Origin of the sequence: Corallococcus sp. AB018 (genome assembly GCF_003986945.1) — a bacterium.
Lineage (GTDB): Bacteria > Myxococcota > Myxococcia > Myxococcales > Myxococcaceae > Corallococcus > Corallococcus exiguus.
This window is the reverse complement of the sequence record NZ_RAWR01000024.1, coordinates 1-20,692: the sequence shown is the minus strand read 5'-3', so window position 1 is coordinate 20,692 and position 20,692 is coordinate 1. Positions and strand designations below refer to the sequence as shown.

Here is a 20,692-nt window from a genome sequence, read left to right as displayed (position 1 = left end):
TGGGCTTGCAATGCGTTGCGCCGCCAACACCCAACCCACGCCGTCGGAAGACGGCCCCTTCACCCTGGACGACATGACTGCTCGACACTTCATCGCATCGCTGGCGCTGACCTCCTGCCTGGGCGCGCTGCCCGCGGCGGCCCAGGAGCCCAAGAGCTCCGGGCTCGCGCTGGGCGTGCGCGGCGCCTTTGGCATTCCGGTGGGCGACTCCGGCACGGACCTCTCGCTGAAGGACACGTTCGGCAGCACCGTGGCGCCGCAGGTGGACGTCTCCTACTTCTTCAACCGGCAGCTCTCGCTGGGCGCCTACTTCCAGTACGGCATCGGCTCCGGTCCCGGTGACGAGTGCGCGGACGGCGCGGACTGCAAGAGCAAGGTCCTGCGCTTCGGCATCGACCTGGACTACCACTTCCGGCCGGCCGGCTTCGTCTCGCCGTGGGTGGGCGTGGGCGTGGGCTATGAGATCGGCTCGCTGGAAGTGGGCGAAGGCTCCAACAGCGCCTGGTTCAAGCTCGAGGGCTATGACCTGGGCCACGCCCACTTCGGCGTGGACCTCCAGCTCACCCGCTCCATCGCGGTGGGGCCTTACATCTCCGCGTCCGTGGGGCAGTACAACAAGGGCGCGATCCGCTTGGGCAATGCCGCGGAAATCAGCAATGACCTTTCCGATGATGAAAAGCAGATCCACGTCTGGATCCAGCCGGGCGTGCGCGTGCAGTTCCGGCTGTAGTCCTCACCGTGCCGCCCTCACGGCTCCTGGGATGGGGGCGTGGGGGCGGGCAGGGGATAGAGGACGCGGTAGTCGATGCGGTGGTGGTAGGCGGCCAGATACGGCGCCCCCGCGACGTCGATGAGCACCTGTTGGGGCGGCGTGGGCTGCTGGTTCATCCACGCCTCTGCCTCCTCCTTCGTGGCGAAGGACAGGCCCGAAGGCTTGAGCCGTTCATCCGCCATGGCCTGGAGGTAGAAGTCCAACGTTTCTGCCCGGACCAGATGGGTTCGCCCCGTGGCTGGAACGAACATGGCGGAGTAGTAGTCGTCTCCAATCAGCACGCGTGCCGAGTCGATTGGGGGCTTCCGCGCGTTCATCGCGGCTTCCGCCTCCTCTCGGGTCTTGAAGCGGGCGATGACCAACGGAGGCGCGGAAGCCTCCTGGCTTTGGACATATGCTTCAAACTCGGTGCCCTGCCCGGTGCCCAGGATGAAGTAGATGGCGTCCATCGCGAAGAGGAAGGCCTGCTTCTCTTCCTCGGAGGTGCTCTCCGAGTAGTGCCGTCCCAGCACCTCCAACTTGTCGAAGAAGTGCATCATGGTGCGCTCTCCACCAGGTGTTGTGCTGGGGCCACGGATGACGTCGTCAGAAGCAGCGCGGGCGCGAGCACGATGAGCCCCACGCCCGCTGAGACGACGACAAACGCGACCCCTGCGATGACCACCACGCTGCCCACCAGGATGGCGCGTTGGTTGCGCCGGGCCCATTCGGAGACCGCATCCAGCGAGGAAAGCTCCTGCGGCCGGAGCTTCTCAAGGTCGATGCAGTCCAGGTAGGGCTGTTTGCATCGGCGGACGCAGTACTCCTCCTTGCCACCAAGCCCGGGCCGTTTCGTGATGTGACTGAAGTCGCTCCCCAATGGCCGGCTCATGCATTCCTGGATGCACTCGCGGTTCTCCGCGTCACAGTCCCGAACGGAGCGCGCCGTCCGCACGATGCGCCGGCCCTCGGGGGCCTTCACGTAGTGGGCGAGGTCGAAGTCCTCCGCCGGCCGCCACTCCTGGGTGAAGCTCCCATCCGGGGCCTCCCTCAGAAGCAGCACCTGGCGGGGCAGCTCCTCCCGCGAAGGCGGAGCCACCGCCCCACGCGTCCCGCCACAGGCCGCGAGCCACACGCACAACACCACGGCCGTGGCGATTCTTCTCAGATGAACCCAGACGCGCATCCTTCCACCCAAGCAGAAGCCCAGGCGGAAGTCATGTCACCGCGAGCTGCTTCAGAAGGCGGTGTTGTTCGCCTTTTTGCCCGGGGTCGCGGCGTAATAGTAGAGGCTGTAACCCTCGACCCAGGTCCCCGTGGGGCTCAGGTCCGGGGAGCGGTTGAACGAATAGCCAGACGTCACCGGCATGCTGGAGGTCTGGTACGAGTGGCTGTCCTGCACCGTCCCGTCCGCGCGCACCAGGTACACGATGTCACCCGCGCCACCCTGGTTCACGCCCCGGTCGAAACGCAGCCCCAAGCCGCCGTTGGAGTACGTCGCGTACTGCGCCCCCGCTGGCAGCGCGGTCGACCCCGAGTACACCACGTAGGCCTTGCCCGCCGGCAACACCGTGCCCGACACGAACGTGTGCCGTGCCGGGTCCGCGCCCGAGTACGACTTCGCGTCGTGGATCTTCCAGCCGCTCAGATCCACCGACCCCGGACCCGCGTTGTAGATCTCCACGAACTGCTGGTCGTAATCCGGCGTCCCCGCGGCATTATTGAGCGGCTGCGCAAGGTACTCGTTGATGAACACCTGCTGCGTCGGCCGCGTCAGCGTGAACACCCCGTCGCTCACGTCCGCCACGTCCGCGCGCGCCGCGTCCGCCACGCGCACCCGCGCGAGCGTGGAGGACTCACTCGGCACCGTCCACGCGTAGCGGCCGGTGGACGCCGTCAGGCCCGACGCCACCGCGCGCCACACCGTCCCGTCCAGCGTGTACGTGATGTTCACCTGCGACACGTTGCTGGACGTCCAGGTGATGTTGAACGTCTGGCCCGCATTCAGCGTCTCACCGCCGTTGGGCGCCGTGACCCGCACGCTCCCCGACTGCGCGGCCGAGCCGAAGTTGAAATCGCTGAAGATGGGGTAGTGGTCCGACGTGGTGCTCTTGTAGCTGACGATGCTCGGCTTGAGCACCTTCGTGGAGTTCGCCACGTGGTACGCCGCCAGCTCGTTCGTCGCCAGCTGATGGTCGATGAACTGGCTGTTGCTCACCGTCGAGCGCTCCCCGGACTCCGACAGCGGCTGGGTGAGGAACTTGTAGCGCGCGGCATCGTTCACCAGGTTCAGGTACGGCGACTCGTTGGGCGTGTAGATGGACGCGTCCACGTCGTCGTTCCAGTCGCCCAGCACCATCACGTTCTGCGTCGGCAGGTTCGTGTCGAGATAGTCCTTGAGGCACATCGCCGCGCCCTTGCGCCGCAGGTATGAATCCGAGTCCGCGTACGCCTTCATGTGCAGCACCATCACCGTGAGGTCCACCGGCGAGGAGCCCCGGAGCACCTTCAGGTCCACGCGCAGCGGCGGCCGGTACGCGAAGTCCTGCGCGCAGTCCGTCAGCACGACGTTCGAGCTCACCAGCTGCACCGTGCTCGTCTTGTAGAGCAGGCCCACCTTCTGGGCCGTGGGGCCGTACCAGCCATCACCCGCGAGCAGGCCGCTGTAGCCGCTGAGGTTCGCCGTCAGCGAGTTGAACGCGTCCACGCCGACGATCTCCGCCACGCCCAGCACGTCCGGCCCCGCGTCCGCGATGACCGCGGTCGCGTTGGCCAGCTGCAGCGCCTCGTCCGAGGGGCCCTCGGCCGTGGAGCCGAACCACTCGATGTTCCAGTTGCCCACCTTTAACGGCACCGCCGTCGGTTGCGTCCCGCCGTCCGTGCCGCCATCCGTCTTCGTGCCGCCATCCGTCACAGGGCCGCCGTCGGGCAGCTCGCCGGTCGACGTGGTCAGGGGTAGCTGGATGACCGCCTCCGCGCGGGCGCCGTTGGCGTCCTCCACCCGCACCGTGAACTCATACAGCGCCGGGCCCTGGGGCGTGCCGGTCAGCACCCCGTCCTCCGTCAGCGTCAGGCCGTCCGGAATCGCTCCGCCCGCCTGCGACCAGGTCAGGGGCGGCGCCCCGCCCGTGGAGGTGAAGGTGAAGGTGTAGAGGCTGCCCTCCTTCGTGGAGGGCAGCGGCGACGTCGTGGTGATGACCGGCGCCGGCCACGCGCGCAACGCATAGGCCCGCGTGTGCTGGGCGCCCTTCGCGTCGCGCACCACCATCGTCAGCGTCCACTCGCCGGCCGTCGTCGCCGGGCCCACCAGCCGCCCGCTGTCTCCATAGAAGGAGAAGCCCGGCGGCACCTGGTCCACCGAATACGTGAGCGGCGCCGTGCCGCCCGTCGCCGTCAGCACCTTCTCGTAGGCCACCCCCACCGTGGCCGCCTGCAGCGTCACCTGGGGCAGCACGGGCCCCGTGGACTCCGGTTCGTTGGAGCCACAGGCCGCCAGCGCGAGCAGGGACGTGAGCACGACGAGCGAGGACAGCGCTCGGAAGGACCGGGACGGCATATGGGAACACTCCAGCACCGGGCCCGCCCCAACGCGGCCTCCCCGGAAGAGGGCACGCACCTTAACGTGTCTGCCATCCGACTGTCGCGCGCGCCCCCGCTTGCACCCCGGCGGAGCCCCTGACGCACTGCCACACGGCAATCAGTGGCGCGCTCCGCCGTCCTACACGGACAGCGCGGAAGGCTTTGCGCGCGGTTCACACGTGCAGTTGGATGGGTTCGAGCAGACGACGGAGGAGACGCGTCATGGCCGAGAAGTGGGACAGGCAGTTGATGGACTTCCTCAAGCGCACCGGTGAAGACCTCAAGCGCACCACGGACGACCTCCGCGGCGAGGCCGAGCGCCTCCTCAAGGAAGTGAAGGACCCGGAGAAGCAGGCCAAGGTGAAGGAAGGCCTCGTGCAGCTGCGCACCTGGGCCGCCGCCACCACCAAGACCGCCGCGGAGAAGATCGAGACCGCCGTGCGCCGCGTGGAGACCTCCGTCGAGGAGGCCTTCAAGCCCGGCTCCACCAACGGCACCGCCTCCGCGCCCGACGCCGAAGCCAAGGCCGCCAAGACGGCCAAGGCCGCCCCGGAGGAGGAGGCCGCCCCCAGCCGCCCGGCCCGCGCCAAGAGCTCCGGCGCGTCCAAGGGCGGCAGCAAGTCCATCGGGCGCAAGAAGACCGCGAGCGCTCCCGCCGCCGCCAAGGGCGCCCGGGCCCCGAAGAAACCAGCTTCCAAGAAAACGTTGGGCCGCAAGAAACCCGCGCCCGGGGCGTGAAGTTCCGCTGCCCATGAAGTCGCGCCTGCCCGCACGCTGGGCATGCGCGACCGCCCCGGGTCCTGTTGGATCGCTCAGCGTCGCGTGAGATAGTGCGCGCCGTGTCGGGTACCAAAGACAAGGACAGCATCCAGACGGACATCGGGCAGGACGTGATCGACGAGGCGGTTCGCAGCGTCGAGCGTCGGATGGACGGAGACGCGGACAGTGCGGGCTCGGAGACGGAGGTGGAGCTGGACGTCTCCGCCCCGGCAGCCGAGGCGGACGTCTCCACCCCCGAAGTCGCTCCCCCCACCGAGGACGCGGCCGCGCTCCGCCAGGAGGTGGAGTCGCTGCGCGCGCAGCTGGAGTTCAGCCAGACGAAGGCCCGCGAGACGCTGGAGCGCCTGAAGGAGGCGCACGAGCGCGCCAAGGACTTCCAGGACCGGGCCATCCGCTCCGCCGCGGACCTGGAGAACTACCGCAAGCGCGCGCAGAAGGAGAAGGAGGACGTCCAGAAGTTCGGCGTGGAGAAGCTCCTCAAGGACCTGCTCCCCGTGGTGGACAACATGGACCGCGCGCTCGACGCCGCCAGCAAGTCCCCCGACTTCGACAGCTTCCAGAAGGGCGTGGCCATGACGCGCAAGTCCTTCGAGGACTCGCTCGGCCGCCACGGCGTGAAGGGCTTCTCCGCCAAGGGCCAGCCCTTCGACCCGCGCCTGCACGAAGCCATCCAGCAGGTGGAGTCCGCGGACGTCCCGGCGGGCCACGTGCTCTTTGAAGTGACGCGTGGCTTCCATCTCAACGACCGCCTGGTGCGTCCCGCCATGGTCGTCGTCGCCCGCGCGCCAGAAGTCGTCGCGGCGCCGGAGCCCGTTGCCGCGGAGCCGGAAGCCGCCGCGCCCGCGGCCGGCACGGAAGCACCGAAGGCGTCTGAAGAAGGCAAGAGCGCGGAGCCCCAGACTTCCGCGCCGTCCGACAGTTCCTCCGGGGGGAGTCAGTAGTCATGGCGAAGGTGATTGGAATCGACCTGGGCACCACCAACTCCTGCGTCGCCGTGATGGAAGGCGGCGAGCCGGTGGTCATCCCCAACAGCGAAGGCAGCCGCACCACGCCCTCCATGGTGGGCTTCACCGACTCCGGTGAACGCCTGGTGGGCCAGATTGCCAAGCGGCAGGCCATCACCAACCCGGAGAACACGGTCTTCGCGGCCAAGCGCCTCATCGGCCGCAAGTTCGACTCGCCGGAGGCGAAGAAGGCCATTGGCGTCTCCTCCTTCAAGGTGGCGTCCAGCCCCAACGGCGATGCGTGGGTTGAAATCCGGGGCAAGGGCTACAGCCCGCCGGAAGTCAGCGCCATCGTGCTGATGAAGATGAAGCAGACGGCGGAGGACTACCTCGGAGAGCCCGTCACCGAGGCCGTCATCACCGTCCCCGCCTACTTCAACGACAGCCAGCGCCAGGCGACGAAGGACGCGGGCCGCATCGCGGGCTTGAGCGTGCTGCGCATCATCAACGAGCCCACGGCCGCGGCGCTCGCGTACGGCCTGGACAAGGTGAAGGACGCCACCACGGAGCGCGTCGCCGTCTACGACCTGGGCGGCGGCACGTTCGATATCTCCATCCTGGAGCTCACCGCCGGCGTGTTCGAGGTCAAGAGCACCAACGGCGACACGTTCCTGGGTGGCGAGGACTTCGACCAGCGCCTCATCGACTACCTGGCCAAGCGCTTCGCGGAGCAGAACAACGGCCTGGACCTGCGCAAGGATCGCATGGCGCTCCAGCGCCTGAAGGAGGCGGCGGAGCGCGCCAAGCACGAGCTGTCCAGCGCCCCGGAGACGGAGGTCAACCTCCCGTTCATCACCGCGGACGCGTCTGGCCCCAAGCACCTCACGGAGACCGTGGACCGGTCCACCTTCGAGGCCCTGGTCGCGGACCTCATCGACCGCTCCATCGAGCCGTGCCGCATCGCGCTCAAGGACGCGGGCCTCACCGCGCAGGCCATCAACCAGGTCCTCCTGGTGGGCGGCATGACGCGCATGCCGCGCGTGCAGCAGAAGGTGAAGGAGTTCTTCGGCAAGGAGCCCCACAAGGGCATCAACCCGGATGAAGTCGTCGCCGTGGGCGCCGCCATCCAGGGCGGCGTGCTCAAGGGCGAGGTGAAGGACGTCCTCCTGCTGGACGTCACGCCGCTGTCCCTGGGCGTGGAGACCGCGGGCGGCGTCTTCACGAAGATCATCGACAAGAACACCACCATCCCCTGCAAGAAGGGCCAGGTGTTCTCCACCGCGGTGGACAACCAGCCGCTCGTGTCCGTGCACGTCCTCCAGGGCGAGCGCGAGATGGCGGCGGACAACAAGACGCTGGCGCGCTTCGAACTGGTCGGCATCCCGCCCGCGCCGCGCGGCGTGCCGCAGATTGAAGTGTCCTTCGACATCGACGCGAACGGCATCGTGCACGTGAGCGCGCGAGACCTGGGCACCGGCAAGCAGCAGCAGGTGCGCGTGGTGGGCAACTCCGGTCTGTCGGAGGCCGAAATCCAGGGGATGATCAACGACGCCCAGTCGCACTCCGCGGACGACAAGAAGAAGAAGGAGCTGGCGGAGCTGCGCAACAACGCGGACGGGCTCATCTACACCACGGAGAAGAGCCTGGAGGAGTACGCCAACCTCCTGTCGGAGAAGGACAAGGGCGAAATCCAGGCGGACCTGGAGCGCCTGCGCTCCGTGCTCAACACCTCCGACGCCGGTGTCTTGAAGGAGGCCTTCCAGCGGCTGGAGGGCAGCGCGTACCGCATCGCGGACGCCATCTACACGGACCAGGCCAAGTCCGGCTGATGCCTTACCCCGGGCGTGGGCCGGGCGGTGCAATCGCCCGGTCCCCCCGTTCGTAGGCACGGGGGTCCGCCTCTCTTTTCCCCTGGAGCCTCCCTCATGGAGCTGACCGAAGCCGTCATGATCATCATGGTCACCGGCATGACCGTCGGTGTGCCGCTGCTCGGCCTCACGCTGCGCTTCGCCCTCAAGCCCGTGATTGAGACGTGGCTGCGCGTGCGCGAGGTCCAGGCCCGGCCCGCGGGGGAGCTGGAGGCGCTGCGCGCGCGCGTGGCGCACCTGGAGTACATGCTGGACCGCCACGGGCTGCTGGAGCACCCCGTGACCCGCGCGACGCCGGAGCTGGGTGAACTGCCGGAGCGCCTGTCGCCGATGGTGCGCGTGGACCGCGAGCGCGTCTGACGCCCCACCCGGTGGGCGCTGCATCCCCGCCGGGTTTTCGGGTATTGATGAATGCGTGGCATTCCAATCCCCGGAAGAAGAGCTGGCCTTCCTGCGCGGCCTGATGGCCGTGAACCGGATGGCCGACGACATCCTCGAGGACTGCCTGGAGCGGGGTCTGGACCTCGACACCGGCCTGGACGTGTTCCTCACGCAGTGCGCCCGCATGGTGCACGCGAAGGCGGGCTTCGTTTCGCTCCGGGGCACGCGAGGCCCGGTGCTGACGCGCGTGCTGGGCGAGCTGGGCGTGGACGTCTTCGAGGCGGCCCACTGGAGCGGCCCCCGGAAGCTGCGTGAAGGCCGGATGCTCTTCTGCCAGCAGCTCACCCTGGGGCGGCTGAACCTGGGCGGACTGGGGCTGGTGGTGGATGGGAACTTCGAGGACGGCGGCCAGCGGGTGATGGGGCTGGTGGAGGCGATTGGCGAGCAGCTGGACTCGGCGGTGCTGTCCTTCCTGGCGCTGACGGACGGCCGGGGACCGCTGGAGCGGCTGGACGAGCTGGACGTGGAGGGCACGCCCGTCAACCGCGGGCGCATTGGCCGCTATGAGGTCGTGAAGCCCCTGGGCACGGGCGGCATGGCGCAGGTGCTCATCGCGCGCACGCGTGGGCCGGAGGGGCTGGGGCGGCTGGTGGCGCTCAAGCGCATCCTGCCCCACCTGACGGCTCAGCCAGAGATGGTGCAGCAGTTCCTGGACGAGGCGCGCATCGGCCTGCGGCTGTCGCACCCCAACCTGGTGCACGTCTACGACTTCGGCGAGGCGCAGGGCGCGTACTACATGGCCATGGAGCTGGTGAACGGCATCGACCTGGACCGGCTCTTGCGCGCCAACAAGGGGCCGCTGGAGCCGGCGGTGGTGTCCGCCATCGTGTCGCAGGCGCTGATGGGGCTGCACGCCGCGCATGCGCTCAAGGGCGAGGACGGCGCGTCCCTGGAACTGGTGCACCGCGACCTGTCACCGCACAACGTGATGGTGGGCTTCGATGGCCAGGTGAAGGTGCTGGACTTCGGCGTGGCCAAGGTGCGCGCGCAGCGCACGGTGACGCTGCCGGGCATCGTGAAGGGCAAGCCGCTCTACATGTCCCCGGAGCAGGCGCTGGGCCAGAAGCTGGACGCGCGAAGCGACCTGTTCGCCATGGGGCTCGTCCTCTACCAGGCCCTCACGGGACGGCGCGCCTTCGAGCGCGAGGACGAGTTGGACACCATGAAGGCCATCTGCCAGGAGAAGTTGACGAAGCCTCCGGAGGTGCTCGCCCCTCTGTGGAACGTGCTGTCGGTGGCGCTGTCCAAGGACCCCGAGGCCCGTTTCCCCACCGCGCACGCCATGGCGGACCGGCTGGTGGCCGCGTGTCCCCCCGCGCGCGATACGGCACTGGCGGCGCTGGCGGGACGGTTGTTCCCGGAGCGTCTGCGCGACTCGCAGCGGCTGGAGACCGCCGTGGACCGCCAGCGGGAGGCCCCCACCCGCGCGCCGCCGCCCACCCGCACTCCGCGCTGACATGACGATGCGCCACCTCCCCCGCACACCGCGCGCGTGAAGGCGCGGCATGCGGGGGCGGAGCACAAGGACTGTTCGAGGCTTCCATCCCGTCCGCGCTACGAGCGCTTGAGCGGGTCGATGTCCGCGTCCGCGCGGTAGCCGGCGCGGCGCTTCTCCTCGTCCAAGTTGGGCTCGGTGCGCACCACCTTCACCTCCTCCAGCTCCTCGTGGCGGACGCGGCCCTCCATGCTGCGGCGCTCCTCGATGGGGCGCTTGTGGATGGTGATCTCCTCGTCCGTGTACGCGCGCTTGGTCAGCTCCGCCTCCTCCGCGCTCAGGGGGATGCGGATGGTCTCCTCCCGGAAGTCCGCCACGTCGCCGGGAATGTTGTCGCCCTTCACCGCCCGGCGCACCACCTCCACCTCCTCGTGGCGCAGCGGGACCTCCACCGTCTTCCGCTCCTCGACGACAATCTTGCGCACCTGCGCCTCGCCCGCGGAACGCTGGCGTTTGGTGACGCCCAGCTCCTCATGGTGCGTGCGCAGCGTGACGTCCTCGTTCGCGATGCGCTCGGCGGCTCGGATGTCGGTGCGCAGCTCGCGCTCCTCGGCTCGGATGTCGGTGCGCAGCTCGCGCTCCTTCAGCTCCCGGTCCTTGATGCCGACCTTCTCCGCGCCGGTCCGGGCCACGTCTCCGACCTTCGTGGTGCCCGTCTTCAGCCCCGCGCCAATGCCACCCATGGTGCCGCCGGTGGCCGTCGCCGCCGTCGCGCCCACGGCGCCGGCGTCGGACAGCCCTCGCAGCGCCTCGCGGCCGTGGTTGAGGTAGATCTCCCCGTTGCGGATGTCGCTCACCTCCAGGTAGCGGACCAGGTAGTCCTTCGGGAAGAACATCCCCTTCTCGATGTGGAACTCGCCCTCGCTCACGGCGAACACCTTGCCCAGCTTCTCGCCGTCGCTGCTGCGGACCGTCATCCCTTCCTTGATGTCGTTGCGCTTGATCATCATGGACTTGGCTCCTTGTGCCTTCACGTCGGGTCGGATGTGGTCGCGAGCGGAACGTCAGGGCCGTCCAGCGCGCTGGAGAGGGTTTCCTGGGGGGAAGTGGACGCTGAAGTGTCCGCCACGGCCATCACCCGAAAAGTGGGTTCAATGACGCCCAAGAAAACCCCTGGTGCTGGATGCTCCAGGGGCTCGGTACGCCGTCCGCCGCTGGCAACGCCGCGCCGGACGCCTCCCTGCTCCCTGTCCAGAGGACAGGCATGCGGGAGCGGAACCCCCGGGCTTCACGTTGGCAGCGCGCGTCCCCACACCTCACTGTGAGGGCGCGAGTCCGGATGGACCGGCCCGTGCGAGAGGAGCCTGTGATGCGAGCCACGAGGCCTGGCCGGGGACTCGGGTGGATGGCCGGCGCGGTGGGACTGCTGGTGGCGGGCCGACTCCGGCGCCGTCGCGCGGGAGCGGTGCTTCCGGAGTCCATTCCGGAAGCGGTGCCAGTCCTGGAGCCCGTCACCTGGACGCCCACCGCGCTGCCGGACCCGGAGGACCCTCCCTCCGCCGGGTGGTCGCTGACGCACGAGGACATGGCGCCCTGGGAGGACCGCGAAGCACCAGAGGCCGGACCCCAGGGCCTCCCGAGGATCCGCCGGGGACCATCGGGCCGGGAGCACTACTGGCTGGAGCCCTGAGCGGACCTGGCGCGCACTTGGGGTTGGGGCAGGGGGGCGCGACAGCGATGTTTCGGGGTGTTGGCGGGACTCCGGAGCCAAGCTGTGCGCTTGACCCATGGGGAGGGCTCCCCTAGAAAACCGGGGCTTTGCCCGTCATCTCCCCCGGAGGAAGCCCCCACATGCGACGACTTGCCCCGATGCTCCTCGCCGCGCTCGCCGTCCTGGCGGCCGCCTGCGAGAAGAAGACGCAGCCCACGGGAGAGGCGGGAGGCGCCCCCTCGGCGCAGGCTCCGGCCACCGCGCAGGGCGGCACGCCCCCGGCGGGTGATGACGTCATCGTGCTGGGTGAAGTGGGCGCGCTGACGGGCGGTCAGGCGACGTTCGGCATCTCCACCCGCAACGGCATCGCGCTGGCGGTGAAGGAAGCCAACGCGGCCGGCGGCGTGAAGGGCAAGAAGCTGGTCGTGCGCGTGTACGACGACCAGAGCAAGCCGGAGGAGGCCGCGCAGGCCGTCACCCGCCTCATCACGCAGGACAAGGTGGCGCTCATCCTGGGCGAGGTGGCTTCGTCCAGCTCCCTGGCCATGGCGGAGAAGGCGCAGGCGGCCGGCGTGCCCATGATCACCCCGTCGTCCACCAACCCCTCCGTGACGGAGAAGGGGGACAACATCTTCCGCGTCTGCTTCATCGACCCGTTCCAGGGCTTCGTGATGGCGAAGTTCGCGCGGGAGAACCTCAAGCTGAACAAGGTCGCGGTGCTCCAGGACAACAAGAGCGCCTACTCCATTGGCCTCACGGAGGTGTTCCGCCAGAAGTTCGCGGAGATGGGCGGGAAAATCACCGCCACGGAGAGCTACAGCCAGGGCGACACGGACTACCGCGCGCAGCTGACGGCCATCAAGAAGACGCAGCCGGAGGGCATCTACGTGCCGGGCTACTACAGCGAGGTGGGCATCATCGCCCGCCAGGCGCGCGAGCTGGGCCTGAAGGTGCCGCTGATGGGCGGCGACGGCTGGGACTCCGAGAAGCTCTTCGAGCTGGGCGGCAGCGCCATCGACGGCAGCTACTTCTCCAACCACTACTCGCCGGACAACCCGGACGAGCGCGTGAAGAAGTTCATCGCGGACTACAAGGCGGACAACAACGGCGCGGTGCCGGACGCGCTCGCGGCGCTGGGCTACGACGCCGCGCGCGTCGCCATCGAGGCGCTCAAGAACGCCCCGGACACCAGCGGCCCGGCCCTGCGCGCGGCCATCGCGAAGACGAAGGACTTCCCCGGCGTGGCGGGCAACATCACGCTGGATGCGAAGCGCAACGCGGTGAAGTCCGCCGTGGTGCTGAAGGTCGCGGACGGCAAGTCCACCTACGTCACCACCATCTCGCCTTAAACCCAGGGCCCACCCCGGCATATGTCGCAGCTCATCCAGCACCTCATCAACGGTCTGGCCGCCGGCACCATCTACGCCCTGGTCGCGCTGGGCTACACGATGGTGTACGGCGTCCTCAAGCTCATCAACTTCGCCCACGGCGACGTGATGATGGTCGGCGTCTACATGGGCTACGCCACGGCCTTCGCCCTCGGGCGGCAGGCGCAGCGCTCCATGTGGGGCGTGGTCCTCATCTTCGCGGTGGCCATGGTGGGGTGCGCGCTGCTTGGCTTCCTCATCGAGCGCTTCGCCTACCGGCCGCTGCGCGAGAAGCCGCGCCTCACCGCGCTCATCACCGCCATCGGCATCTCGTTCGCGCTGTCGTACGGCTTCCAGCTGGACATCGGCTTCCTGCCGGGCGCGTCCCCCCGGGCCTTCCCGGAGGTCATCGTCCCCAGTGAGTGGTTCATCATTGGCGACCGCGACGTGGTGGTGTGGAACTGGCAGGTCATCAGCTTCATCATCGCCGTGGCGCTGATGGCCGGGCTCCAGTTCCTCGTGTACCGGACGCGCTTTGGCAAGGCGATGCGCGCGGTGTCCTACGACCACCGCACCGCGGCGCTGATGGGCATCCCCACCGACCGCATCATCGCGCTGACGTTCATGCTCTCCAGCGCGCTGGCGGCGGGCGCCGGCCTGCTCTACGCCATCAAGGACACGTCCGTGAGCCCGCTCATGGGCCTGTACGTGGGCCTCAAGGCCTTCGTGGCGGCGGTCATCGGCGGCATCGGCAACGTGCCGGGCGCAGTGGTGGGCGCGCTGCTGCTGGGCCTGGTGGAGGAGTTCGTGGTGGGCTACGCGGCCAGCACCTGGCGTGACGCGGTGGCCTTCGGCTTCCTCATCCTGGTGCTGCTGGTGAAGCCGGGCGGTCTGTTCGGCCGCGTCGCGGCGGAGAAGGTCTGATGGCGGCCCCTGGTGTGACGACGCTGTCGGACGAGTCCGTGGGCCGCGTGCCCCCGGCCCTGCGCGGCATCCTGCCCGTGCTCATCGCGGTGCCGCTGGTGGTCCTGGCGGATGTGCTGCTGAACACCTCGCCCTTCGCCACGTACCTGCTGTCCGTGGTGGGGGTGAACATCATCCTCGCGGTGAGCCTCAACATCGTGAACGGCATGACGGGCCAGTTCTCCATTGGCCACGCGGGCTTCATGGCCGTGGGCGCGTACATCGCGGGCGTCACGTCCCTGGAGTTGAAGGAGGTGGCGCTGTCCTTCCTGCCGGTGGCCGCCAGTGACCAGGTGCTCTTCACCGTGGCGCTGCTCGCGGGCGGCACCTGCGCGGCGCTGTGTGGCTTCCTGGTGGGCCTGCCGTCGCTGCGGCTTCGCGGGGACTACCTGGCCATCGTGACGCTGGGCTTCGGTGAAATCATCCGCGTGGTGGTGCAGAACACGGAGGCCTTCGGCCGCGCGCTGGGCCTGTCCGGCATCCCGCAGTACTCCAGCGTGGCCATGGTGTACTTCTGGGTCTTCCTGGTGGTGCTGGTGTCCCGGCGCATCGCGGGCTCCAGCCACGGCCGCAGCCTGTGGGCCATCCGCGAGGACGAAGTGGCCGCGGAGGCCATGGGCGTGGACACCACCGGCTACAAGGTCCGCGCGTTCGTCATCTCGTCGTTCTTCGCGGGCATCGCCGGCGGCCTGTTCGCGCACTTCGTGCCCATCATCAACCCGGGCTCGTTCACCTTCGTGAAGTCCATGGAGATCGTCGTCATGGTGGTGCTGGGCGGGCTGGGCTCCAGCACGGGCGCCATCGTCGCGGCCATCTTCCTCACGCTCTTGCCCGAAGGCCTGCGCTCACTGTTCGGCGCGCTGGGCGCGGGGGGAAGCCTGGCGCAGAAGGTGGATCAGATCCGCATGCCCGTGTACGGCGTCCTGCTGGTCGTGCTGATGCTGGCGCGGCCGCAGGGCCTGTTCGGCACGAAGGAGCTCTGGGACGTGCTTCCCCGGTGGCTTCCCCGGAAGAAGAAGGGGCTGACATGAGCGCCGCCGTGACTCCTGTCTCCGCCTCGGGCTCCGGGGACGCGCTGCTCCAGGCGTCCGGCGTGAGCATCCGCTTCGGGGGCCTCAAGGCCCTTACGGACTTCAACCTCTCCGTGCGCCAGGGCGACCTGCTGGGCCTCATTGGTCCCAACGGCGCGGGCAAGTCCACCGCGTTCAACGTGCTCACCGGCGTGTACCAGCCCACCGAGGGCGAGGTGCGCGTGGCCGGGCAGCGGGTGAACGGCTGGGTGCCGCATCAAATCAACCACCTGGGCCTGGCGCGCACGTTCCAGAACATCCGCCTGTTCCGCGCGCTGACGGCGCTGGACAACGTGAAGGTGGCCTGCCGCGCGCAGGGGGCGCTGCACCCGGTGGTCATGGGCCCGCTGGCCAAGGCGGGCACGGCGATGCGCAACTACCGCGACTGGTGGCGCGCGCTGCTGCTCACCCCCGGCTTCCAGGCCGAGGAGCGCGAGCTGACGCGCCAGGCGGAGCACCTGCTGGAGGTCATGGGCCTGTCGCACCGCCGCGATGAAGAGGCGAAGAACCTGCCCTACGGCGAGCAGCGCCGGCTGGAGATTGCCCGCGCGCTGGGCACCCGCCCCAAGGTGCTGCTGTTGGACGAGCCCGCGGCGGGCATGAACACGCGTGAGAAGGCGGACCTGATGGTGCTCATCCGCCGGCTGCGCGACGAGTTCTCGCTGGGGGTGCTGGTCATCGAGCACGACATGAAGCTGGTGATGGGCATCTGCGAGCGCATCACCGTGCTGGACCACGGCGAGACGATTGCCCGCGGCGCTCCGGCGGAAGTGCGCAGCGACCGCAAGGTCATCGAGGCGTACCTGGGCGACAGCTACCTGGAGTCCCACGGAGGCGCGGCGTGAGCGAGCCGGTGAAGGTGCTGGGCGAGCGGCGCGCGTTCGAGCCGCTCCTGTCGGTGGAGGGCATCCAGGTCCGCTACGGCGCCATCCAGGCGCTCCGGGGCGTGTCCCTGACGGTGGGCAAGGGCGAGATGGTGGCCCTCATCGGCGCCAACGGCGCGGGCAAGACGAGCACCCTGCGCGCGGTCAGCGGCATGCTCAAGCCGACCGCGGGCCGCATCACGCTGGCGGGGAAGGACATCACCGGCCTGAAGGCGCACCAGCTGGTGCCGCGCGGCATGGCGCACGCGCCGGAGGGCCGGGGCATCTTCCCCAACCTCACCGTGTTCGAGAACCTGGAGCTGGGCGCGTACCTGCGCAAGGACACCGCCCAGGTGCGCCTGGACATGGACAAGGGCTTCAGCCTGTTCCCGGTGCTGCGCGAGCGTCAGAAGCAGCTGGCGGGCACGCTGTCCGGTGGCGAGCAGCAGATGCTGGCCATCGCCCGGGCGCTGCTCAGCAAGCCGCAGCTGCTGCTGCTGGACGAGCCGTCCCTGGGCCTGGCGCCGCAGGTGACGGAGACCATCTTCCGCACCCTGCGCGAGGTGAACGCCACCGGCGTCAGCGTGCTGCTGGTGGAGCAGAACGCGCACCTGGCCCTCAACGCCGCCCACTACGGCTACGTGCTGGAGACGGGCGAGGTGGTGATGGCCGGCCCCGGCAAGGCGCTGCTGGAGAGCGCCGAGATTCGGCGCGCGTACCTGGGGGAATAGCCCTCCCGCGCCGACTTTCCGGCCCCGGCTCGGTGTCCGCCCCCGGACGCTTCCGGGGGCGGGGCCAGGGCAAGTTGCTCGCGCCGCGTCGAAACTCGGGTAGTCAGCGGCGGAGGACTTCGTCTAGCGTCCGACAAGACAAGCTGTTTTCTTCCACTTCCCGCTCAGGAAGCGTGCCCATGCGCCCGTTGTCCCGCCTCCTCCTTGCCTCGCTTACCACGCTCGCGCTCATCGCCGGCGCGTGCGCCAACCAGCAGAAGACCGACGGCTCCTCCTCGGGCGGCACCGGTGGTCCCTCGGCCACCTCCACCATCGAGGACGTGCCCAACGAGCCCACTCCGGGCGCGGATGGCACCGCGGCCACTCCGGCCCCGGAATTCAAGCCCTACGAGGCAGCGGAAGGCTTCACCATCGGCATGCCGATGGAGCCCCAGGTCGCGCGCAGGCAGATCCCGCTGGGCGCCAACACGGTGAACACCGCGGCCTTCACCGTGCGCACCGAGGACAACACCGTCTACTCCGTCAGCACCGCGGACTACCCGGAGCGGCTGGTGGCGAGCCGTCCCCCGGAGGCCCTGCTGAACGAGGGCAAGGACGGCCTGGTGAAGGAAGTCCAGGGCACCCTCAAGGAAGAGTCGGACATCACCCTGGATGGCTACCCCGGCAAGGCCTACTCGGTCAGCTCGCCTGTCCACGGCGAGGTGAAGGCGCGCAACTTCCTGGTGGGCCCGCGCCTGTACACGCTGCTGGTCATCTACAACCCCAACCACCCCAACACCACGGCGGAGCCGTTCCTCAACTCGCTGAAGCTGGTGAACCCGCCCCCGGCCATCACCACGGTCACGCCGGACGCCGGCACGGGCGCGGACGCGGGCACGATTGAGGGTGCGGACGCGGGCACGGCCACCGACGCGGGCACCGTCGCTCCGCGCCGCCGCAAGAAGTAGTCGCAGGACGCTGACGCGACGCTCCCCAGGTCCGGGGGCGTCGCGCGGTGTGCGGTGTGTTCACCTGTCCGCGTGGAGAATGCCGGGCCCTTTAGGTCCGCCTCCGCCGGATTGCCCCCGGGTCTGTCATCCCTACCTTTCGGGAGGGGATACGACAGGGGGCGCTAAAACACATGATGTCCTGGGTGGGGGCCCTGCTGACCACGGTGGTGGCGGCGGGAGGAGTGCCCATGGTGCCGGCCGGCGGGGGCAATGCCCTGACGCTGCCGGCGCATCGGCACGCGGTGCGAATTGAGACAGGCAATGGACATGCGCCCACGTGGCTCCTGGCCATCCAGCAGCAGGGGGCGGAGGGCGAGGGGCTGAACCTGTTCCGTTCCGAGGACGGGTTCCAGGGCTTCTCCAAGCTGGCGGAAATCCAGCCGGATGCGTCGCACCACGACCGGGCGGAGCTGGTCGCGGTGGGGCGCGACGTGGCGATGGTCCACGCGTACGAAGGCCCCTCACTGGCGGCGTCGTCGCGGCACGACGTGTACTTCCAGTGGTGGCGCTACGACGCGGCGCAGGACACCTGGACGCCGGAGCCGGCGGTGCGGGTGTTCAACGCGGACAGTGCGACGGCGTATTCGCGGGCGCTGCTGGCGCGGGACTCCAAGGGACGGCTGTGGGTGCAGGCGTTCCGGCTGGAGTCGGACGGCGGCTCCACGGCGGTGGTGGCGGTGTCCACGGACGGGGGCACGAGCTTCCAGAAGCAGCTGGACCTGGGGCGCACGCGGAAGCGGGGCGGGGGACGGCTGCTCAGCGTGGGGTCCAAGCTCGTCTTCTTCTGGGCCATGCACGACGGCTTCGAGCCCACGCGGCTGCGGGTGCGCGACGCGGCGGATCCGCTGGACACGTGGGGTCCGCAGCGGGACGCGTTCTCCGACGGCATCTACCACGGCGCGGCGCTGAGCGCGGTGGAGGACGGCAAGGGCGGCATCCACCTGGTCTACAAGGACGAGACGGAGCGGCTGTACTACCGGCGCTTCGACGGGACGTCGTTCGGCTCGCGCATCCTGGTGGAGGGGACGCCGGACTGGGCGTTGCAGCCCGCGGTGACGCGCATCGGGGACGCGCTGTATGTCTTCTACAATCACTTCCAGACGGCGACGGATTACGAGATCCGCGTGCGGGTGCTGCGCAACGGCGTGTTCAGCGACCCGGTGACGCTGGATTCGCGCACGAGCTTCAAGGGCTACCTGAGCACCCTGGACGTGCTGCCGGACAGCGTCACGGAGGTGCCGTGCTTCTACGGCGACGCGGTGGACGCGAACTCCAGCGGCCGGGTGATGCGCGTGGCGCTGGCACGCCAGCCGGAAGGAGGCGGCGGTTCCGGTCAGGACGGCGGGACTCCGGATGGCGGCGCGGGCACCACGGATGGCGGCGTGGACGCGGGAACGCCGGATGCGGGTTCGAGCGACGCAGGCTCGGGCACCTTGGATGGCGGCGTGGACGCGGGCACCACGGATGCGGGGGCGGGCACGGATGCCGGCGTGGACGCGGGGACTCCGCCGGTGGATGGCGGCGTGCAGGGACCGGTGACGCTGGAGCCGGTGTTCACGAACACCACGCACGAGGTGCTGGCCGTGGACGGCGCGGGCACGGTGTACGCGCTGGCGCTGGACGGGAGCCGTTCGAAGTTGTGGGCGAGCACGGACGGCGGGCGCACCTTCAGCGCGAGAGGGCAGGGCGTGGGCGGCGCGTCGTTCTGGGTGATGGCGGCGCTCAAAGACGGGACGCTGCTGGCGCAGATGAGCCGCGGTGGCAGCTACCACCTGGAGCGCTCCACGGACGGCGGGCGCACGTGGGCGGACGTGGCCTCGCTGGGGAGCTACCGCGCGATGTCGCCCGCGAGCTTCGCGGAGCTGGGCAGCACGGTGTTCTTCCTGGAGTACCAGACGTTCACCTCCGGGAACACGCCGCTGCGGCTGTGGGCGAGCACGGACGGCGGAGCGACGTGGGCCACGCGAGCGACGTTCCAGGACCACCGTCACGGCACGGCGCTGTACGCGGATGCGACGCGCAGCGTGCTGTGGGCCACGTTCGGGAGCAGCAGCGCGCAGGCGGCGGTGGTGCGCTCGACGGACGGCGGGCGCACCTGGACGAAGGTGATGGGTGGCTACGCTGCCAACGCGGTGACGGGCACGGTGTTGCCGGGAGGAGAGCTGCTGCTGGGGCAGTCCACGCTCTATGAGCCGGAGCACCCGAAGCTCCTGCGCGTGTACGCGAGCGGACGGGTGGACGCGCTGATGACGCTGCCGGGGCCGGCGTACTCGGTGGATGCGCTGATGGGAGGCGGCTTCGTGATGGGAACGGCGAGGGCGGACGTGGGCGATGTGCAGCCCGCGTCGGACCTCTACGCGCGGCTCTTCACCAGCACGGACGGTGTGGCGTGGACGGAGGCCCGGAGATTCGAGCGGGCCACCAGCGGCGTCCTGGCCCGCGCGGAGGTCTGGGGCGTGCTGCCCGGCGGCGACCTGGTGGTGCGGGCGGAGAACCTGAGGGGCTTCGGAACCGGAGGGAAGGGGTTCCAGGTCCTGCGCGTGAAGCGCTAGGGCGCCCGCGGGAAGTTCGAATACACGACCGCGAGCCGGGCATCCGCCGCCAGGCTCGCGGGCGTCACCAGCTCCAGGTCCACCGGCACCGGACCGCGGTAGCGCTCCGCGATTTCACGCTGCAGCCCCGCGACGTCCAGGTCGCCCAGCCGCTCCATCTTCCCGTACTCCACGCCCGCGCCCGTCGCGTACGCCTTGCGCACCAGCTCCGAGCAGTACATCGCCTCGTCTCCCCACCCGAAGAGCGCGTCGTACGGCTTGCCCAGGTGACGCTTCGCCTCCTCCACCGCACGCGCCTTCGCCGCGTCATCCACCCCCTGCGGCCGCATCACCAGGAGCCGCCCCTTCACCCCGCGCGCCTTCCACTTCGCGAACGGTGTGCGCTTCACCGGCTGCACGGCCTCCACCACGAACGTCCCGTCCGGCGTCACCTCCACCAGCCCCACGTGCGACAGCGGGCTGTGCGTGGCCACCTGGATGGCCTTCGACTGGCGTGACCCCGACGTCTGGAACACCACGTCCCCGGTCCGCACCTTCGCCGCCACGCCCCCCGCCTCGCGCGGCGCCGCCTGCGTCCCGCGGCCCACCAGCCACGTCGCCCCCACCAGCACGAGGGCCAGCAGCCACATCCCCCTGACGATCCAACGC

Annotated in this window: 19 protein-coding genes; 14 read left to right on the top strand and 5 right to left on the bottom strand. The window is 69.5% G+C overall.

Translation table 11 applies throughout. The annotated features are described in order from the left end of the window. Nucleotides 1-73 precede the first annotated feature (73 nt). Entirely contained in the window at nucleotides 74-730 is a 657-nt protein-coding gene (locus D7Y11_RS07940; protein ID WP_158627012.1) for an outer membrane beta-barrel protein, read from the top strand. A gap of 17 nt (nucleotides 731-747) precedes the next feature. On the opposite strand, the gene D7Y11_RS07935 is transcribed toward D7Y11_RS07940, so the two are convergent. From D7Y11_RS07935 to D7Y11_RS44155, 3 genes are read right to left on the bottom strand one after another with little or no spacing between them, the layout of a single operon-like run. Next, nucleotides 748-1,311, bottom strand: a complete 564-nt coding sequence (locus tag D7Y11_RS07935; RefSeq protein WP_126933380.1) for a head protein — start codon at nucleotides 1,309-1,311, stop codon at nucleotides 748-750. Next, the gene (locus tag D7Y11_RS44160) at nucleotides 1,308-1,937 is read right to left on the bottom strand and encodes a hypothetical protein (RefSeq protein WP_120578212.1); all 630 of its coding nucleotides are present in this window, start codon (nucleotides 1,935-1,937) and stop codon (nucleotides 1,308-1,310) included. Before D7Y11_RS44160 ends, D7Y11_RS07935 begins: the two co-directional genes overlap by 4 nt. 51 nt (nucleotides 1,938-1,988) lie before the next feature. Then, on the bottom strand, nucleotides 1,989-4,307 hold the full coding sequence (locus D7Y11_RS44155; RefSeq protein WP_233607226.1) for a lamin tail domain-containing protein: 2,319 nt from the start codon (nucleotides 4,305-4,307) through the stop codon (nucleotides 1,989-1,991). Between the two features lie 245 nt (nucleotides 4,308-4,552). Between D7Y11_RS44155 and D7Y11_RS07920 the strand changes: the two genes are divergently transcribed. The 5 genes from D7Y11_RS07920 to D7Y11_RS07900 all read left to right on the top strand — a co-directional run bounded on the left by D7Y11_RS07920 (nucleotide 4,553) and on the right by D7Y11_RS07900 (nucleotide 9,819). Continuing rightward, entirely contained in the window at nucleotides 4,553-5,068 is a 516-nt protein-coding gene (locus D7Y11_RS07920) for a transcriptional regulator (protein ID WP_126933379.1), read from the top strand. 92 nt (nucleotides 5,069-5,160) lie between these two features. Next, entirely contained in the window at nucleotides 5,161-6,051 is an 891-nt protein-coding gene (gene grpE / locus D7Y11_RS07915; protein WP_306770423.1) for a nucleotide exchange factor GrpE, read from the top strand. A gap of 2 nt (nucleotides 6,052-6,053) precedes the next feature. Beyond that, a complete protein-coding gene (gene dnaK, locus D7Y11_RS07910) occupies nucleotides 6,054-7,883 on the top strand; it encodes a molecular chaperone DnaK (protein ID WP_120578214.1) in 1,830 nt (609 codons plus the stop codon). Between the two features lie 96 nt (nucleotides 7,884-7,979). After that, nucleotides 7,980-8,282 carry a hypothetical protein gene (locus D7Y11_RS43200; RefSeq protein WP_121778421.1) on the top strand — a complete coding sequence of 101 codons (303 nt, stop codon included), beginning with the start codon at nucleotides 7,980-7,982 and terminating at the stop codon, nucleotides 8,280-8,282. Nucleotides 8,283-8,385: 103 nt separating this feature from the next. Beyond that, a complete protein-coding gene (locus D7Y11_RS07900) occupies nucleotides 8,386-9,819 on the top strand; it encodes a serine/threonine-protein kinase (RefSeq protein ID WP_121755523.1) in 1,434 nt (477 codons plus the stop codon). Nucleotides 9,820-9,917: 98 nt separating this feature from the next. Here D7Y11_RS07900 and D7Y11_RS07895 read toward each other — a convergent pair whose 3' ends face one another. Next, entirely contained in the window at nucleotides 9,918-10,808 is an 891-nt protein-coding gene (locus tag D7Y11_RS07895) for a YsnF/AvaK domain-containing protein (RefSeq protein WP_126933377.1), read from the bottom strand. A gap of 359 nt (nucleotides 10,809-11,167) precedes the next feature. Here D7Y11_RS07895 and D7Y11_RS07890 point away from each other — a divergent pair, with 359 nt between their 5' ends. The 8 genes from D7Y11_RS07890 (at nucleotide 11,168) to D7Y11_RS07855 (ending at nucleotide 20,044) form a co-directional block, all read left to right on the top strand. After that, complete coding sequence (locus tag D7Y11_RS07890) at nucleotides 11,168-11,488, top strand: hypothetical protein (protein ID WP_126933376.1); 321 nt, start codon at nucleotides 11,168-11,170, stop codon at nucleotides 11,486-11,488. A gap of 161 nt (nucleotides 11,489-11,649) precedes the next feature. Then, the gene (locus D7Y11_RS07885; RefSeq protein WP_120579543.1) at nucleotides 11,650-12,858 is read left to right on the top strand and encodes an ABC transporter substrate-binding protein; all 1,209 of its coding nucleotides are present in this window, start codon (nucleotides 11,650-11,652) and stop codon (nucleotides 12,856-12,858) included. 21 nt (nucleotides 12,859-12,879) lie between these two features. Next, nucleotides 12,880-13,800, top strand: a complete 921-nt coding sequence (locus D7Y11_RS07880; RefSeq protein ID WP_120579542.1) for a branched-chain amino acid ABC transporter permease — start codon at nucleotides 12,880-12,882, stop codon at nucleotides 13,798-13,800. Then, nucleotides 13,800-14,870, top strand: coding sequence for a branched-chain amino acid ABC transporter permease (locus D7Y11_RS07875; protein ID WP_121755520.1), 1,071 nt, complete (start codon nucleotides 13,800-13,802; stop codon nucleotides 14,868-14,870). Before D7Y11_RS07880 ends, D7Y11_RS07875 begins: the two co-directional genes overlap by 1 nt. Then, nucleotides 14,867-15,754 (top strand): ABC transporter ATP-binding protein, encoded by an 888-nt coding sequence (locus D7Y11_RS07870; protein ID WP_120579540.1) that lies wholly within the window; start codon nucleotides 14,867-14,869, stop codon nucleotides 15,752-15,754. The genes D7Y11_RS07875 and D7Y11_RS07870 overlap by 4 nt, the downstream gene beginning before the upstream one ends. Beyond that, complete coding sequence (locus D7Y11_RS07865) at nucleotides 15,751-16,503, top strand: ABC transporter ATP-binding protein (protein WP_120579539.1); 753 nt, start codon at nucleotides 15,751-15,753, stop codon at nucleotides 16,501-16,503. The genes D7Y11_RS07870 and D7Y11_RS07865 overlap by 4 nt, the downstream gene beginning before the upstream one ends. 179 nt (nucleotides 16,504-16,682) lie before the next feature. Next, nucleotides 16,683-17,450, top strand: coding sequence for a hypothetical protein (locus D7Y11_RS07860; protein WP_211487286.1), 768 nt, complete (start codon nucleotides 16,683-16,685; stop codon nucleotides 17,448-17,450). 173 nt (nucleotides 17,451-17,623) lie between these two features. Next, complete coding sequence (locus D7Y11_RS07855) at nucleotides 17,624-20,044, top strand: sialidase family protein (RefSeq protein ID WP_233607225.1); 2,421 nt, start codon at nucleotides 17,624-17,626, stop codon at nucleotides 20,042-20,044. Here D7Y11_RS07855 and D7Y11_RS07850 read toward each other — a convergent pair. Then, on the bottom strand, nucleotides 20,041-20,692 hold a 652-nt coding region (locus D7Y11_RS07850; RefSeq protein ID WP_306770422.1), incomplete at its 5' end, for a YiiX/YebB-like N1pC/P60 family cysteine hydrolase. The two genes, D7Y11_RS07855 and D7Y11_RS07850, sit on opposite strands and share 4 nt — an antisense overlap.